This window comes from Rhodococcus sp. P4_F3_2 (assembly GCF_056401335.1).
In genome coordinates this window covers 158,127-174,188 of sequence record NZ_JBFUJN010000005.1, presented here as the reverse complement: position 1 = coordinate 174,188, position 16,062 = coordinate 158,127, and the positions used below count along the sequence as shown (strand labels likewise).

Here is a 16,062-nt window from a genome sequence, read left to right as displayed (position 1 = left end):
GCGTGTACTCGCGGCGTGCCCGGATCAGCCACGCACGGTTACATTAGCCGGAATTGTGCTGAATGGTCGCCTGCAAGTGGTTGGTTTCTTCGCGGTAGACCACCATCTCCCGTTGCAAGGCGCGCCGGAAGCGTGGTTGCTCGGCCAGGAGTACGGCCAGGACGGTCAGCAACAGCCACGTCGCGGCCGCGCTCGCGAGGAGCAACAGGACCGGAATCCACGGCCCGCCCATTTGTTCGAGCAGCGTCGTCTTCGCCCAGACTCGCCAGTAGAGCATCAGATTGACGATCAGTCCGACACCGTACGAGATGACGAAGGACAGCAGGAACTGCTTCCATGTGCCGTCGTGGCGCCTCGCCGTCATCGGTTCGGCCCGCAGCGGCAAGGCCACGGACATCACGTTGGCGACACCGAGCCACAGCAGGATCATGGTCAGTACCTGACCGCACGCCTTCACCAGATCAGCACTGCTTCCGGAGCGCCACGCGAGGATGGCACTGAGCAGGAACCCGGCGCTGCCGACGAGAAGCAGCATCATCGTATTCTTCGCGACGAGGACGTGCCAGAGCCTGGTTCCGCCGGACAAAGCAGCACGGACGCGGCCGGCGTCGAAGCTGAGCGCATTGGTGCACACGACGCTTCCGACCACACCCGAGAGTGCGTACAGCGCAAGGTAAGGCAGTCGATCTTCCTTGGAGTCCCACTGGAAGAGGCGAATGAATGCCAGGTACGCCAAGCCCACTCCGAGGCTCAGCCCCAGCCGAAAAGCGATCGACCGAGGCTTGCCACTCACGACGTGCCGTGCTTCCTCACGGATCCGGGAGCCGAGATCCTGCACGTGCCGGACGACGGGGTTGCCCGAGTTCAGCGGGACGTAACCGCGGATCGCGGCGGCGACGGCGTCGGCCTCGGCCTGCGCGGCGGTGCTGATGCCGGCGTCGGCGGGCAGTGGCGGCTGCAACGTCGTGATCAGTTCGAGTTGGCGAGCCATGTGCGGCGACGGCGACAAACCGCTGTACGACGGTCGGCTCAGCGCTGATCGTTCGTCGTCGAGCGAATCACGCACGGACGCGGCAGCCTTGCGGACGGCTGCCGGGTTGTGCCAGCGCACCGACCGGGCGTCACGCTCGGCGGCGACGGCCCGGGATGCAACCTCGGTCAGATCCTCCACCGCTGTCAATGTCTGCTCCACTCGGTTTAGGTTGGTTTCATGACCACCAACTCGGAAAAGGAAGATCTCCAGCGGTACCTGCAGGCAGCACGTGACGCGCTCGTCTGGAAGCTCGACGGGCTGTCGGAGTATGACATTCGGCGTCCGATGACCCGGACAGGGACCAACTTGTTGGGACTGGTCAAACACATGATCGGCGTCGAGCTCGGGTATTTCGGTCCGACGTTCGGCCGTCGGGTTCCCGATCTACCGGCGTGGTTGCGTTCGGAGGAACTCAACGTCGACATGTGGGCCCGCGCCGATGAGTCCAGTGCCGACATCGTCGAAACCTATCGCCGCACCTGGGCTTTCGCTGACGCCACGATCGAGCAGCACGATCTGGACGCCCCCGGCTTCGTGAAGCACTGGCCGGAGGATCGTCGCGACGTCACATTGCACCGGATACTCGTTCACGTTGTCACCGAGATCCATCGGCACGCCGGCCACGCGGACATCGTGCGGGAGCTGATCGACGGAGCTGCTGGGATGAAGGCGGGCGACAACAATCTGGCTCCCGGTGATGAGGCGTGGTGGGCCGAGTACAACGACCGTCTGGAGACGGCGGCACGCGAGGYCCACCACGCCTGAACTACTCGAATACCGCTGCCGCACCGATCACCACGACAACGATCGCGGGGCCGACCATGTCGCCGGCCCCACGGGTGATCCGGGAGACGATTTTCTTCTCGCCCATCTTCGCGACTGAGCCGACGAGAACGGCGGCGAGGATGCCGCAATTCTTGACATTGACGTCAACGTCAACACACACTGTGACGGTGACCACCAGCGAAACGCAGGAGCGAGCGCGGACAGCCCGCAAGCTCGGGGACGGTCCACGTCGGGCCGGCCTGCTCGACACCGCTGCTCTCTGTTTCGGCGAACTCGGATACGACGCCGTGACCGTCGAGACAATCACCACCAGGGCTGATGTGTCCCGAGCGACCTTCTACGCGTACTTCTCGTCGAAGGACGAGGTCTTCCGCGCCGTCGCCGAAATGATGTGCCGACGGTTTCTCGACGCCCAGCACATGGAGGGGCCAGCGGCCGAGGATCTACGCGAAGTTCTCAGAACGACCACGTCGGCGTTCATCACGGCCGTGTACACCTACGGGGACCTGCTCGCGGTGATCGAGCACCGGGCGCGGGTGGATTCCGAGGTCGAGCGCAGTTGGTCAGCAGTTCGCGAAAAGCTCGTGAGCCGCTACGTACGCTTCGTCGAACGTATTCGACAGGTTCACGATGTAGATCCCTGCGTTTCGCCCCCGGTGCTCGTTCAGATGATCTCGGACGCACAGATGGCCGGTGGAGCACGACTGAGTAAGGCGAGTGTCGAAGAGCAGAACCAGTTCATTGCAGATATGACGACGATGTCCGAACGGTTGATCGGGTTCGAAGAGTCGAAATAGATTTCTTTTACGAATGGAGTGATCGGTGGCAGAACAAGACTTGCTCGAAGCGGCTCTGGCGGAAATCTCTGCGCTGCAGCAGGCGCATTGGCCCGCCGGGATTCCCCGCTCCGTCGAGTATCCGCTCGAAGGCGGGGGACTTGTCGACTACTTGCGGCATTGGGCGCTCGAGCGGCCGGATACTCCCGCAATCGTCTTTTACGGCCGCGTCATCACGTACGCCGAGTACGACGAGCTTTCGGATCGTTTTGCCGGATGGCTGCTTTCACTCGGAGTCGAACGAGGTGATCGTGTCGGCGTTCACCTGGTCAACTGCCCGCAGTTCCACATCGCGATGCTCGGCATTCTCAAGGTCGGTGCGGTTCACGTGCCCATCAATCCGCTCTTCCGTGAACACGAATTGATTCACGAACTCAACGATGCCGGCGTCAAGGTCCTACTGACGCAGAACACTTTCTCGAAGCTGGTGAAGAAGGTTCGCTCACAGACTTCACTCGAACACGTCGCGAAGACCGCAGTATCGGACATGCTGACTGCGATCCCCACCGTCGAACTGCCCTTCGAGGTCGACGATCCGCGCCTGAGCGACTGGCAGTCGATCATCACCAGTGAGCGGGCGACTCCCGTTGCCACCGAACTCGATTCCCTCGCCGCCCTGAACTACACGGGCGGAACGACGGGAATGCCCAAGGGCTGTGAGCACACTCAGCGCCACATGGTTTACACCGCGGCCACCGCGACGCTTGCCGGTGGTGACCAGGTGGGCGCCAATCCGCCGGTATCCCTGGTGTTTCTGCCGATCTTCTGGATCGCGGGTGAGGACTTCGGCATTCTGGTTCCGCTCGTCAACGGCGGAACCGTTGTCCTGCTGAATCGTTGGGATGCGGAGACCACGCTCGACGCGGTCGAGACCTACGGTGTGACCTCGCTGGTCGGAACCGTCGACAATTACGTCGAACTGATGGACACATCAGGGTTCTCGGAGCGAAATCTCTCGACACTCCAGAACGCCATGGCAGTCTCGTTTGTTCTCAAACTCGATCCGGCCACGCGCCAGCGGTGGCGCGAGGCTACCGGCGGTGTTCTGCGCGAAGCGAGCTACGGCATGACCGAAACCCACACCGCGGACACGATCACTCTCGGTTTCCAGGACGGCGACTACGACCTGAAAAGCGAGCCGGTGTTCTGCGGAATTCCGGTGCCCGGTACCGACGTTCTGATCGTCGATCACGACGGAAGGCCGGTTCCCGTCGGTGAGCACGGACAGATCATCGTGCGCAGTCCGTCGATCCTTTCCGCGTACTACCGCAACGAGGCTGCCACCGCCGACGCCATCCGTGACGGCTGGTTGCAGACCGGCGATGTCGGAAAGTTCAGTGAGCGTGGTGGTTTGCACTACCTGGCGCGAAACAAGGAAATGATCAAGACCAACGGCATGAGTGTTTTCCCCTCCGAGGTGGAAGCGCTGCTGATGCTGCATCCCGCGATCGAAAAGGCTGCGGTGGTACCGAAACCGGACCAGGACAAGGGGCAGGTGGCTTTTGCGTTTGTCCAGCTGGTCGAGGGTTCCGACACCGCGGCCGATGAGATCGTCTCGTGGGCCAAGGAGAACATGGCTACGTACAAGGTGCCCGAAGTGGAAGTGCTCGAGGCGCTTCCGATGACTGCAACAGGAAAGGTGCGCAAGGGCGATCTGTTCGAGCGCACTCAGGGGGAAAAGTGAGACTGCTGATTGCGAACCGCGGCGAAATCGCGCTGCGGATCATTCGAACTGCCCGTGAACTCGGGATCGAAACGGTGTCGGTTTACGCCGAGGACGACGCGTCCAGTCCGCACGTCGCGGCGGCCACGGAGTCGGTGCCGCTCGGAGCTTCGGGCGCATCCGCGTATCTCGATCAGAGCGCACTGCTGAAGATCGCGGCCGAAACGGGCGCCACGCACGTGCACCCGGGCTACGGATTCCTCAGTGAGAATGCCGAATTCGCGCAGGCGTGTACCGAGGCGGGCATCGTCTTCGTCGGCCCGGACGCCCAGGTTCTCCGGACTTTCGGCGACAAGGCCAGCGCCCGCACTGCGGCGGTCGACTCCGGTGTACCGGTCCTGCCGTCGACATCGGCGAACGCCGACCTCGACGAGGTACGTGAATTCTTCGAGCGCAACTCCCGCGGCATCATGATCAAGGCGCTCAGCGGCGGCGGTGGCCGCGGCATGCGCGTGGTGCGCGACCCGAAAGCGCTCGACGACGCGTACCGTGTGTGTGCGGCCGAAGCCCAGTCGGGATTCGGCAGTTCGGCACTGTTCGCCGAGGTACTCAGTGAGCACGCTCGGCACATCGAAGTGCAGATCGTGGCGGCGCCGGGGCAAGGCGGAACCCACGCGCTCGCTCTGGGTGACCGTGATTGCAGCGTCCAACGTCGGCATCAGAAGTTGATCGAGGTTGCGCCCGCGCAGGGGCTGTCGGGGGCCCTGCGCGAGCGTCTTCACGCTGCGGCCGCAAGGCTGTGCGCCGAGGTCGGCTATCGAGGCATCGCGACGGTCGAGTTCCTGGTCGAGGAACGCGGATTCGTCTTCCTCGAAGTCAATCCACGAATTCAGGTGGAGCACACGGTGACCGAAGAGGTCACCGGAATCGACCTCGTCGCCGTGCAACTCGCTATCGCGGACGGGGTTCAGTTCGAGGACCTGGACCTGCCAACCGGAATTACCGCCGTCGAGAAGGTATCGGAGACAGTCGGATCCGTGGCGTCGGCGTCGGGGATCGCGATACAGGCCCGCGTCAACATGGAAACCATGACGCCGGACGGCAATGCGCTACCGTCCTCCGGCACGCTCGACAACTTCACTCCTCCGGGCGGACCCGGCGTGCGAGTGGACACCTTCGGTACGGTCGGACTCTCGCCGAGTGCGCGTTACGATTCGCTGTTGGCGAAGGTCGTCACCCACACGCGTCGATCGGATTTTCCTGCCGCTGTGCGCAAGTCGACTGCTGCTTTGAGTGAGTTCACCATCGACGGCGTGGCGACCAACCTCGAATTCCTGCAGGCAATACTGTCGGACAAGGACTTCCGCAACGGCCTGGTCGACGTCGACTGGTTGGGTTCTCGATTGGCGGACCTCGTTCCCGAAGCGGGCCCACAAGCTCCCTCCGCGAGTGTGGACGTGGCGCCGGACGAGGACGTGGTCCGTGCACAGATGGCGGGAATCGTCGTCGAACTTGCCGCAGTCGGTGACGGCGTCCATGCGGGTGGCCAGGTCGCCGTCCTCGAAGCGATGAAAATGCAGCATGTTCTCTCGGCGCCCGGTGACCTCGAAGTGGTCCGGGTCCTGTCGTCACCGGGGAGATCGGTGAGTGCGGGCGAACCGTTGCTCGTCGTCCGTAGCGCAAGCGCGGGATCGAAGCTCGCCGAGGTCGACGAGGTGGACCTCGACGACGTACGTCCCGATCTGGCGGAGATCATCGCTCGCCACGAGGTGACCCTGGACGCGGCGCGGCCCGCGGCAGTGGCCAAGCGCCACAAGCTGGGGCGGCGGACTGCTCGCGAGAACGTCTACGACCTGGTCGACGACGACAGCCTGGTCGAGTACGGCGCTCTCGCACTGGCTGCGCAGCGCAGTCGGCGAAGCGAGGAAGACTTGATCGCCAACACTCCTGCTGACGGTCTGATCGGCGGAGTAGCGACCATCAGCGGCGGCGAGAGCGTCGTGATCTCGTACGACTACTCGGTGCTCGCCGGTACCCAGGGCATGCGCAATCACGCCAAGACCGACCGCCTGCTCGAGATCGCCGATCGCAAGCGAGTTCCGGTAGTGCTGTTCGCGGAAGGCGGCGGTGGTCGCCCCGGTGACACCGATGCAGGGGCAGGAGCGGGCCTGGAACTGGGAACCTTCCGTGCCATGGCGGCGCTGAGCGGCCGCGTACCCATGGTCGCTGTCGTGTCCGGCCGCTGCTTCGCGGGCAACGCGGCCCTGGCCGGCGCCTGCGACGTACTGATCGCGACGCCCGACGCCAACATCGGCATGGGCGGCCCTGCCATGGTCGAGGGCGGCGGGCTCGGAAACTTCCGCCCCGAGGACATCGGCCCCATCGACGTGCAGCGCCGTAACGGCGTCGTACACCTGGTGGCTGACGACGACGCTCATGCGGTGGCGCTGGCCAAGCAGTACCTCGGTTATTTCCAGGGTGCGAGCGGAGAGTGGACGGCTCCGGATCCGCGGCTCTCCCGGCACGTGGTCCCGGAGAATCGCCTGCGCTCGTACGACGTTCGTGGAGCGATCGAGGCGATCGCGGACGTCGACAGCGTCCTGGAACTGCGTCGAGATTACGGTCGCGGTGTAGTGACGGCACTCGTTCGTGTCGAAGGAGTTCCGTACGGTGTGCTGGCGAACAGCAGCGAGCATCTCGGCGGAGCGATAGACGCGGAAGCCTCCGACAAGGCTTCGGATTTCCTGGAACTGCTCGAAGCGCACCGCATCCCTCTGGTGACCCTCTGCGACACACCGGGATTCATGGTGGGCCCGGACTCGGAGGAGGAGGCGACGGTCCGAAGGTTCGGCAGATTCTTCGTTGCCGGTGCTCGCCTCACGGTGCCGTTCGGAACGATCATCCTGCGCAAGGGCTACGGGTTGGGCGCCATGGCGATGGCCGGTGGTTCCTTCCACGCACCCGAGTTCACGGTGGCGTGGCCGACCGGCGAGATCGGGCCGATGGGTCTGGAAGGTGCCGTGCGCCTCGGTTTCCGTAAGGAACTCGAATCCGTCGAAGACCCGGAGGCTCGGGAAACTCTGTTCGGTCAGTTCGTGGAACTGGCCTACGCACAGGGCAAGGCGCTGATGGCGGCGACCACGTTCGAACTGGACGATGTCATCGATCCCGCCGACACCCGCGCCTGGATCAGGCAGCTCGGCAGAAACAGTTGAGATCCTGCTGATTCGAGCTGTTGCCGCACGTGGGCAGGGCAACTAGCCTTGCCCACGTGTCGGCTGCGCGAGATAACGTCCTGATCATTCATTGGCACGACCTGGGCCGACACCTCGCGAGTTACGGTGTCGCCGGGGTCAACAGCCCCAACCTGGACCGGCTGGCGGCAGAGGGCATCCGGTTCACCGACGCACACGCGACGGCGCCGCTGTGCTCACCTTCGCGCGGTTCTCTCTTCTCGGGCAGGTATCCGCACAACAACGGTCTGATCGGGTTGGCGCACCACGGCTGGGAGTACCACGCTGAGGTGCAGACGCTTCCGCAGATCCTCTCCGACAAYGGTTGGTACACCTCGCTCTTCGGCATGCAGCACGAGACTGCGTACCCGAAGCGACTTGGCTATCACGAGTACGACGTCACGAACTCGTTCTGCGACTACGTGGTTCCGCGTGCCCAGAACTGGCTACGACGTTTCCCGCCCGAGCCTTTCCTTCTCACCACGGGGTTCTTCGAAACGCATCGGCCGTACCCGGCCGATCGCTATACCCCGGCGGACACCGCAGCGCTGGAGGTGCCCGGATATCTTCCCGACGTGCCGCAGGTACGCGAGGACCTGGCCGAATTCCACGGCAGCGTAGAGGTAGCCGACGCCGCGGTGGGTGATCTGCTCGGGACGCTCGAGGAAGAGGGGCTCGACGAGAACACGTGGGTCTTCTTCCTCACCGATCACGGCGCCGCGTTCCCACGTGCCAAGTCGACGCTCTACGCACCGGGCACCGGGATTGCGTTGATCGCTCGGCCTCCGGCTCGGTATCGCAGTGGCGGAAAGGAATACGAGACACTGTTCAGCGGTGTGGATCTTGTTCCGACCATTCTCGATCTCCTCGGTATCGATGTCCCCACCGAGGTGGAAGGGCGCTCGCACGCCGATGTCCTCGTCGATCGTGGAACCGAGCCGTCCGAACCTGTCCGAACCTCCTTGTTCACGGAGAAGACCTTTCACGACAGTTTCGATCCCATTCGCGCGGTGCGCACCAAGGACTACAGCTACATCGAGAACTACGCCGTCCGCCCCGCTCTGGATCTACCGCTCGACATCGAGGACAGTCTTTCCGGAAAGGCGCTCGGCACCGAGCATCTGGCGGTACGCGCACCCCGGGAGCTGTACGACCTCCGTGCCGACCCCGACGAGAAGATCAATCTGATCGATCGACCGGAAGTCTCGGCAATACAGGCGGAATTGTCCTCGCAGCTTCACACGTGGCGCGCCGAAACGGATGATCGTCTCCCGGACGAGGCATTGGGAAGCGCGATGGCGGTGCATCGCATGGCGGCGTACCTCGAGAAGATCGGTGTCCGACCCAACGTGCGGTCCGCCTACAGTGCGGACCGCGGTTACCTCGAGTCGGACACCGAAAACCCCTAGGGCCTACCGGTTTCGCGCTCCTCCAACAATGCGATGACCCGCCCGACCAGTTCGTTGATGTCAGCGCCTGTCGTGTCGAAAGCCAGGTCCGGGTCCTCCGGAGTCTCGTACGGTGCGTCGATTCCGGTGAGCCCCTTCAGTTCACCGGCCCGCGCACGCGCGTACAGGCCCTTGGGATCTCGGCGTTCGCATTCTTCGACGGGAGTGGTGACGGCAACTTCGAGGAAGGTGAGCCCGGCAGCTTCGTTGAGAGCACGCGCAATTGCTCGATCCGAACGCAGCGGTGAGACCATCGACGCGATGGCCACGACGCCGGCATCGGCGAACAGCCGAGTGAGATGCCCGACGCGCCGGATGTTCTCGGCCCGGTCTCCCGGCGAGAACCCGAGATCGTCGGAGATACCGTGGCGGACGTTGTCACCGTCCAGGAGATACGCGGTGCGTCCCGCGTCGACCAGCGCACGTTCGACAGCCACGGCGACGGTGGATTTTCCGGAGGCAGGCAGGCCGGTCAACCAGATCGTCGCGCCCTTCTGGGTCGTCGACGCCCACCGCCGCTGACGTTCGAGTGAAGACGGATGCCACTTGATGTCGTTGCGGGTCTGCTCACCGGGAACGACAACGCGTGGCTCGAGAATGGTGCCGGCGCCGACGGTGTCGTTGCTCTGCTCGTCGATCAGAATGAAAGCGCCGGAGTCCCGATTGTGGTCGTAGGTGTCGGCGACCACCACGGAACTGGTTCGGAGCGTGACCGTTCCGATGTCGTTGAGCCCCAGTTCGACTGGGCTGTCCTGCTCGTCGAGCGTCTCGGGGTCGAGTCGGGTGTGCAGTTCTTGAACCGTCGCGCGCACGGTCCGGGACGTGTGTTTGAGTGCTATCCGATCGCCGGCTCGCAATGGAGTGTTCGACAACCAGCAGATCGTGGCTTCGAGTTCTCGGGCCAGAACCGGCAAATGGGCCTGCGCACCGCCGCTGACCAGAACGTCGCCACGTCCGACGTCGATGTCGTCGGCCAGTTCCACCGAAACCGACAGTGGTGCAACGGCAGTACTGCGGTTGTCGTCGAGGGTGTCCAGGCTGATCACGGTGCTCTTCGATCCGGACGGCAGTACCACTACCTCGTCTCCGACGCTCAGTGTGCCCGCCGAAATTCGGCCGGTGTACCGGCGTCGATTCTGCGGATCGGGGCGCGAAACCCACTGCACGGGAAGCCGAAGTTCCTCGATGTGGGTCGCGGGCGCATGGAGTTCGACGCCTTCGAGATATTCGAGAAGTGTCGGCCCGTTGTACCACTCGGTGTTCTCCGAGCGGGTCACGACATTGTCGCCGGCTTTCGCGGAGACGGGGATGGCAAGTACGTCGCCTCGCCCGAGCTGGCGTGCCAATACCCGCAATTCTTCCTGTACCTGCGCGAATCTCGCTTCGTCGAAGCCCACCAGATCGATCTTGTTCACCACGGCCACAAGGTTCGGAACACCAAGTAGCGCTGCGATTCTGGCATGCCGACGAGTCTGACGCAGCACGCCGGTTCTCGCGTCGACCAGCAGGACCGCTACGTGGGCGTTGGATGCTCCGGTGAACATGTTGCGCGTGTAGCGCTCGTGTCCCGGGGTGTCGGCAAGTACGTAACTTCTGGTCGGAGTGGAGAAGAATCGGTACGCGACGTCGATTGTGATGCCCTGCTCACGCTCGGCGCGCAATCCGTCGGAGAGTGCAGCCAGGTCGGCGACACCGTGCTCGTCGGTCACGGAATCGAGGTGATCGGTAGGCAGACTGTCGGTGTCGTGCAACAGTCGGCCGATCAGCGTGCTCTTGCCGTCGTCGACGCTACCCGCCGTGGCCAGCCGAAGGAGTTGGCGAGTGATGGTGGTGGTCATCAGAAGTAGCCCTCACGCTTTCGGTCTTCCATCGCGGCGACCGAGGTTCGGTCGTCTGCGCGAGTCTCGCCTCGTTCGGAAACCGTCGCGGCCGAGATCTCGGTGACGACGTCGTCGATGGTGGTGGCGTGCGATCGAACGGCGCCGGTGATGGTCAGATCGCCGACGGTTCGATATCGCACCCACTCGGTCGTTGCCGCGGCGTTCTCGGTGTCGGTGCTGAATTCCGAAGCAGCGAGGAGCATTCCGTCGCGCTCGAATACCCGCCGTTCGTGCGCGAAATAGATGGGCGGCAGTTCCAGTTCCTCCTGGGCTATGTAGCGCCAGATGTCGAGTTCTGTCCAGTTGCTCAGCGGGAAGACACGAACGGACTCTCCGCGTCTGATCCGACCGTTGTAGAGCGACCACGGTTCGGCCCGTTGCGCCCGAGGGTCCCACTGGCCGAACTCGTCACGGAAGCTCAGGACTCGCTCCTTGGCTCGCGCACGTTCCTCGTCCCGGCGGGCGCCGCCGAATGCGGCGTCGAATCGCCCGCCTTCGAGAGCGTCGAGCAGAGTTCTGGTCTGCAGGCGGTTTCGCGATCCGCTGGTCTCGGTCGACTCCTGCACTCGACCCTGGTCGATCGAATCCTGAACGGAAGCAACCAGAAGTGTGTGCCCGCCCTCCTTGATTCGGCGATCGCGAAATTCGATGACTTCCTCGAAATTGTGACCGGTGTCGACGTGTAGGACCGGGAAAGGGAGTGGGGAGGGTCGAAACGCCTTCTCGGCGAGTCGAAGCAGGACTATCGAGTCCTTGCCGGCCGAGAAGAGCAGTACCGGTCTTTCGAGTTCTGCCACCACCTCTCGAATGATGTGAACCGCTTCGGATTCGAGAACTCGGAGTTCGTCGACAACATCGGTGACGGTGCTCATGTGACGGGGTATCCGTTCTGTTCGGCGTCGATGCGGTAGCGCTGCACCCATTCGCGGGAGCGTCCGTCGCTCTGACGACGCAGCGGCGGTGGTGGGGCCAGTTGTCCGTCGAGACCGAGGGAAATGAGGGTTTTTGCGACCACGGACTGCGGGTCTTCGGTGAGATCGCGGAACCCGATCTCGATGGGGGAGATGTCCTCTTCCTCGAACCAGCGCTTCCACTGTCGTTCCTGCTCACCGAGAATCGTCACCAGGTGTGCGATTCCGAGCGCGTTGTACTGCGCACCGTCCGAGAGATTCGGTGGAGTCGCGTCGTCGCGCCAGACCTGCGTCTGCACGGCTCGCCACATCGATACAGCCTGAGCGACAACATCTTCTCGATAGACGTGGATGAACTGTAGGTCGTGATCGAGGGTGTCGTGGAGTGCGGAACGTAGATCCGTCCCACTGCGCCAAGGCAATCCGGCTGCGCGATCGAGCATGAGCGGCGTTTGATTCCACATCAGCTTGCCGCCCCAGACTCCGTTGGGTGTTCGGCCGAGTTCGAGAAGTTGTGTGCGCCACTGCTCGGAGGTGCGAGTGTCCGGCGTTCCCGGGTGGAACGGGGCGAGCAGACCCAAGACGGACTCGTCCGTGACGTCTTCGAACCACTGCCTCGGTTGCGGCGAACGCGAGGTCTCGGGGAGGTACTGGAAGAACTCTTCCGGCTCACCCGCGACCCCTGTTGCTCGCAGGGATTCGACCAGCAGAGTACTGCCACTGCGCTGCGAAGCGCAGACGAGAAACGAGCGTTGGGCCTCCGTCATGCGAGCAACGCTAAGGGTGGCCGGAAACCGCCGCAAGCTGGGAAAATAAACTCACGTAGAGGTTAAATCTCGACGTGAAACGTTAAATGTGCGGGTCACGAAATCTTGTGCTGAGGCACGTCTTACGCAGTTGTCGCAAGGGCCGCGGCGAGCCCGAATGCGATGGCCATGAAGACAACTTCACCGATGGCGCGGCGCAGGGATCCGTCCGAACTCATGCGGTGTGCAGCACTTGCGACCACCCATGTCCGGCGCCACCACCATCCCAGTGCGACGAGCATTGCGATCGCCACGATCTTGGCGAGGATCACCCGGCCGTAAGCGGTGTCGTAGAAGGCGGAGAGCGAGTCGAGTCGCACGACGGCGTTGACGATACCGGTGACGACCAACGCGAGGACACATCGCCAGGCGAGGGCGGAGTACCTGGGCAACCAGATCGCCCAGGCACCGCGCGACGGTACGGCAAGCGCGAGTGCGGCGAGCACGCCGAACCACAAGGCCGCAGCGAGGACGTGAACGGCGTCGAGGATCGATCCGAAGCTCTGCTGCGCCATGTGCCCGGTGATCGGGCGGGCAGCGAGCGCCAACGCGGAGACGACCAATGCCGGTGCGACCGGCACCGTCTCGGGATTGGTGAACCCGTAGATGCCGTAACAGACCACGGCAAACGCGCACGCGATGATCGCGACACCGACGCGGCCGACGTTCACCTCGGAGACGAATGCGCCGAAGTGCCCGATGGTCAGTGAGGTGACCGGGGCGCCGTCTGCCGCTGCGGCATTGAGCACGAGGAGCGTGATCTCGGCGACGAGCCAAACCGCTGCCGCCGCGGTGAGCTGAGTCCACATGACGGCGGGGGTTGTTGCCGGGCGGCGTTCACTGCGGCCCATCCAGGCAAGCGTCGCGATGCCGAGCGTCAACGAGCCGCATCCGATCGCGAGAACGCGGACAGTGCTCGACGATTCGGGTCCCGACGGGCTCGCGAGGCCCCAGGCGATGAGGACTCCCAGCAGAGCTGTGGGTACGGCAAACAGCAACCACCACCTGTTTGCCGTACCCGTCACGCGATCAGCTCGACTTCGGCTTACGCAGCACGAAGAACAGCGCACCGCCGAACACGACGACGCCGGCGACGATGAAGATCCACACCGGCATGCTGCCGGACTCCGACTCACCCGTACTCGACGCAGCGGCAGCGCCGGGAGTGCCCGACCCCGCCTCGGTGAGGGTGAAGGTCAGAGTTCCGTTGACGGGGTGACCGTCGGCGGAAGTGACTCGGTACGCGATGGTGTAGACGCCGGTCGGCCCGAGATCGCCGAGGTCTGCACTGACAGTGGGTCCTTCGACGGACGGATCGCTCTTGGTCCAGAGGTTGCCGTCCGGGCCGGTGACCGTCAGTGCCGCGAACTGCGCCTGCAGAGCCTCGTTGAACGTGACCGAAACCTTGTCAGGCGCAACCTGAATGGAAGCGCCGTTTTCCGGGTTGGAGCCGACAACCGCGGAGTGCGCACTGGCCGTGCCCATTCCGAGCATCGTGGCCAGCATCGCGAGCATGCCGACGGTGATGACCTTGATCCGGGTACTCATCAGCGCTTGCTCCTGACCAGTGCGCCGAGGCCGAGTGCAGCGCCCAAGGCGCCGAGCACCAGGCCGACGCCGCCGAGCCAGCGCGCGGTGTTGTCTGACGAAGAAGATTCGGAAGCAGCGGACGTCTCGGCAGTGTTATCGGCAGCAGGCGCTCCGTGAGCATCGCCGGTGGATGCGGCGAGAGTCAGCGTCGGCGCGGGCTTGTCCGGCTCGCTGCCGTCGGCAAGTTCTTCCTGATCCCAGTTGACGACGTTGCCGTCGCTGTACGTCTGCACGGCCTTGAACTCGACCTCTTCCTGCTCCGGCAGCGGGCCGGCGGAAAGGACGAACTGCTGGAACTGGCCGGGGGCGATTCCGACGCCGGGGTCGGCCGTCCAGGTCACGGACTTCGCGACCAGCGAGGTGGGGTCCTTCTCGACGACGGCGGTCCAACCGGGCATCGGTTCGGTGCGTGCCGACTTGAGGTCGGGGAGGGCCACCGTCAGCTTGGTGGTCGAAGCGGTGTCGGATTCGGTGGGCACGCGGAACGTGAGAACGGAGTATCCGCCCTGCGTAGCTCCTGGTGCGACGACGCTGACGTGTGCTGAAGCAATTCCGGCGGCCAGCAGCACAGCGCTGCCGGTAGCGACGGTCGTGACAACCGCACGCGAAATCAGGGTGTTCTTCATGTCGGGGAGTGTCCTCTTGGTCTGGTGAAGGGGTGGGGAGTTCTACGAATCTTCAGACCAGGGCAGGAGGGCCGCGCCGCGAGATGCTGGCGCGAAGAAGGGCGTCGACGGGTCCGTGATGGATTCCGGTCGAGACGGTGTGGCCGCGGGAAGTGACGGCGGCGGGAGCCAGGGACGCCAGGACGACGTGGAGAGCGTGGGTGACAACGCGGTAGAGGCGCTCGGCGGCTAGGACCGCCACCGCACAGGCGACGGTGGCACCGGCGTGAGCACCGAGCATCACCAATCCCGGAGCGGGCGAATGAGCGTGCTCGGAGAGCGTCATGGTGGTGTGGGCGGCAAGCTGACCCAGGCCAAGAGCCACGATCAGGGCAGCGGGCCCCCGGGAGAGGGCGGGAAGGGTGGCCGTCACGGCGCCGACGGTTGCGCAGACTGCGAGCAGCAGGGTCAGCGACGACGACTGTGGCAGCTCGCCTCCACCGATTCCGTGCGCAGCGACAGCGAGAGCAGCCGAAGCGGAACCGACAGATATCCCCCGGAGGGTCGCGGTCTGCTCGGCTGCTCTCACTGGCGTTCTCAGGTCTAGCGCACGCCGAGACGTGCGAGCAGATCTGCTTCGACGCCGTCGAGTTCGGAAGAAATTGCCTGGTGAGCTGCCTTACGGCGAGCCTGCGGCATCTGCTCGGCAGCGCGAACTGCCGTGCTGAGATCGCCGAGGCGCTCACGGATGGCGGCGGCAAAACGCTGCGTCTCCGCATCGTCGGGCTTGCGGCTGAGGATCTCGGTGACCGAGCTCTCGGCACCGGCGATACGAGCGCTCAACTTCGCGCCGTGACCGGTGTAGTCACCGAGCTGGTCGACGGCGATGCCCATCTTCTGTGCACGCGTGGTGTCGAGCTGGGCGCGCACAGCCGTTGCAGCGCGGTAGGCGATCGGCAGGAGAACGGGGGCAAGCAGACGTGCCACACCCAGGTACTTACGCACCTTGGCGACAGTCAGGCCCTGATTCGCAGCGGCTTTCTCCTGCGCCTTCAGGGTCGCGATCTGCGCCTTTTCGATCTTGTGCTGTGACTCGATCTCGGCTTTCTCCAGCTTCTTGAGCGACTTGGTCTCGACCTTGTCGCGCTTACGCTGGCTCTTGGCGTTGAGCTTCGCCTCGACCTCAGCCTTGTGCTTGAGAGCCTTTGCCTCCGCCTTGCGGGTGGCACGAGACTTTCGCTTCTTGAACAACCCCATCGAAAAGGACCCCG

Annotated in this window: 15 protein-coding genes; 5 read left to right on the top strand and 10 right to left on the bottom strand. The window is 64.0% G+C overall.

The genetic code is table 11. From position 1 onward, the window contains the following. Positions 1 to 43: 43 nt before the first annotated feature. Positions 44 to 1,192: a hypothetical protein gene (locus AC1DWA_RS07160; protein ID WP_477846194.1), complete on the bottom strand. Its 1,149-nt coding sequence runs from the start codon at positions 1,190 to 1,192 to the stop codon at positions 44 to 46. Between the two features lie 18 nt (positions 1,193 to 1,210). Between AC1DWA_RS07160 and AC1DWA_RS07155 the strand changes: the two genes are divergently transcribed. Continuing rightward, complete coding sequence (locus AC1DWA_RS07155; protein ID WP_477916546.1) at positions 1,211 to 1,798, top strand: DinB family protein; 588 nt, start codon at positions 1,211 to 1,213, stop codon at positions 1,796 to 1,798. Position 1,799: 1 nt separating this feature from the next. On the opposite strand, the gene AC1DWA_RS07150 is transcribed toward AC1DWA_RS07155, so the two are convergent. Next, on the bottom strand, positions 1,800 to 1,979 hold the full coding sequence (locus AC1DWA_RS07150; protein WP_060938715.1) for a hypothetical protein: 180 nt from the start codon (positions 1,977 to 1,979) through the stop codon (positions 1,800 to 1,802). 1 nt (position 1,980) lies between these two features. Between AC1DWA_RS07150 and AC1DWA_RS07145 the strand changes: the two genes are divergently transcribed. From AC1DWA_RS07145 to AC1DWA_RS07130, 4 genes are read left to right on the top strand one after another with little or no spacing between them, the layout of a single operon-like run. After that, positions 1,981 to 2,616, top strand: a complete 636-nt coding sequence (locus AC1DWA_RS07145; RefSeq protein ID WP_019746323.1) for a TetR/AcrR family transcriptional regulator — start codon at positions 1,981 to 1,983, stop codon at positions 2,614 to 2,616. Positions 2,617 to 2,641: 25 nt separating this feature from the next. Then, positions 2,642 to 4,339 carry an AMP-binding protein gene (locus tag AC1DWA_RS07140; RefSeq protein ID WP_477846193.1) on the top strand — a complete coding sequence of 566 codons (1,698 nt, stop codon included), beginning with the start codon at positions 2,642 to 2,644 and terminating at the stop codon, positions 4,337 to 4,339. Then, positions 4,336 to 7,533 carry an acetyl-CoA carboxylase family protein gene (locus AC1DWA_RS07135; RefSeq protein WP_477846192.1) on the top strand — a complete coding sequence of 1,066 codons (3,198 nt, stop codon included), beginning with the start codon at positions 4,336 to 4,338 and terminating at the stop codon, positions 7,531 to 7,533. The genes AC1DWA_RS07140 and AC1DWA_RS07135 overlap by 4 nt, the downstream gene beginning before the upstream one ends. A 56-nt stretch (positions 7,534 to 7,589) precedes the next feature. Then, positions 7,590 to 8,960: a sulfatase family protein gene (locus AC1DWA_RS07130; protein WP_477846191.1), complete on the top strand. Its 1,371-nt coding sequence runs from the start codon at positions 7,590 to 7,592 to the stop codon at positions 8,958 to 8,960. Here the strand turns inward: AC1DWA_RS07130 and cysC are convergent. The 8 genes from cysC to AC1DWA_RS07090 form a co-directional block, all read right to left on the bottom strand. Then, a complete protein-coding gene (cysC, locus tag AC1DWA_RS07125) occupies positions 8,957 to 10,837 on the bottom strand; it encodes an adenylyl-sulfate kinase (RefSeq protein WP_021342384.1) in 1,881 nt (626 codons plus the stop codon). The genes AC1DWA_RS07130 and cysC overlap by 4 nt on opposite strands. After that, positions 10,837 to 11,751, bottom strand: coding sequence for a sulfate adenylyltransferase subunit CysD (gene cysD, locus AC1DWA_RS07120; RefSeq protein WP_029254158.1), 915 nt, complete (start codon positions 11,749 to 11,751; stop codon positions 10,837 to 10,839). The genes cysC and cysD overlap by 1 nt, the downstream gene beginning before the upstream one ends. Next, positions 11,748 to 12,557, bottom strand: coding sequence for a trehalose 2-sulfotransferase (gene stf0, locus AC1DWA_RS07115; protein WP_477846190.1), 810 nt, complete (start codon positions 12,555 to 12,557; stop codon positions 11,748 to 11,750). The genes cysD and stf0 overlap by 4 nt, the downstream gene beginning before the upstream one ends. 122 nt (positions 12,558 to 12,679) lie before the next feature. Continuing rightward, entirely contained in the window at positions 12,680 to 13,621 is a 942-nt protein-coding gene (locus AC1DWA_RS07110; RefSeq protein WP_069146704.1) for a copper resistance D family protein, read from the bottom strand. 4 nt (positions 13,622 to 13,625) lie between these two features. Next, on the bottom strand, positions 13,626 to 14,144 hold the full coding sequence (locus tag AC1DWA_RS07105) for a copper resistance CopC family protein (RefSeq protein ID WP_029254160.1): 519 nt from the start codon (positions 14,142 to 14,144) through the stop codon (positions 13,626 to 13,628). After that, positions 14,144 to 14,812, bottom strand: a complete 669-nt coding sequence (locus AC1DWA_RS07100) for a YcnI family copper-binding membrane protein (RefSeq protein ID WP_020905708.1) — start codon at positions 14,810 to 14,812, stop codon at positions 14,144 to 14,146. Before AC1DWA_RS07100 ends, AC1DWA_RS07105 begins: the two co-directional genes overlap by 1 nt. A gap of 52 nt (positions 14,813 to 14,864) precedes the next feature. Further along, positions 14,865 to 15,380 (bottom strand): hypothetical protein, encoded by a 516-nt coding sequence (locus tag AC1DWA_RS07095; protein ID WP_019746333.1) that lies wholly within the window; start codon positions 15,378 to 15,380, stop codon positions 14,865 to 14,867. 14 nt (positions 15,381 to 15,394) lie between these two features. Continuing rightward, positions 15,395 to 16,048, bottom strand: a complete 654-nt coding sequence (locus tag AC1DWA_RS07090) for a DUF6474 family protein (protein WP_003944178.1) — start codon at positions 16,046 to 16,048, stop codon at positions 15,395 to 15,397. Positions 16,049 to 16,062: the final 14 nt, after the last annotated feature.

Coding starts and splice junctions, on each gene's coding strand:
- AC1DWA_RS07105 (WP_029254160.1), bottom strand. CDS start 14,144: ATGAGTACCCGGATCAAGGTCATCACCGTCGGCATGCTCGCGATGCTG.
- AC1DWA_RS07100 (WP_020905708.1), bottom strand. CDS start 14,812: ATGAAGAACACCCTGATTTCGCGTGCGGTTGTCACGACCGTCGCTACC.
- cysD (WP_029254158.1), bottom strand. CDS start 11,751: ATGAGCACCGTCACCGATGTTGTCGACGAACTCCGAGTTCTCGAATCC.
- cysC (WP_021342384.1), bottom strand. CDS start 10,837: ATGACCACCACCATCACTCGCCAACTCCTTCGGCTGGCCACGGCGGGT.
- stf0 (WP_477846190.1), bottom strand. CDS start 12,557: ATGACGGAGGCCCAACGCTCGTTTCTCGTCTGCGCTTCGCAGCGCAGT.
- AC1DWA_RS07090 (WP_003944178.1), bottom strand. CDS start 16,048: ATGGGGTTGTTCAAGAAGCGAAAGTCTCGTGCCACCCGCAAGGCGGAG.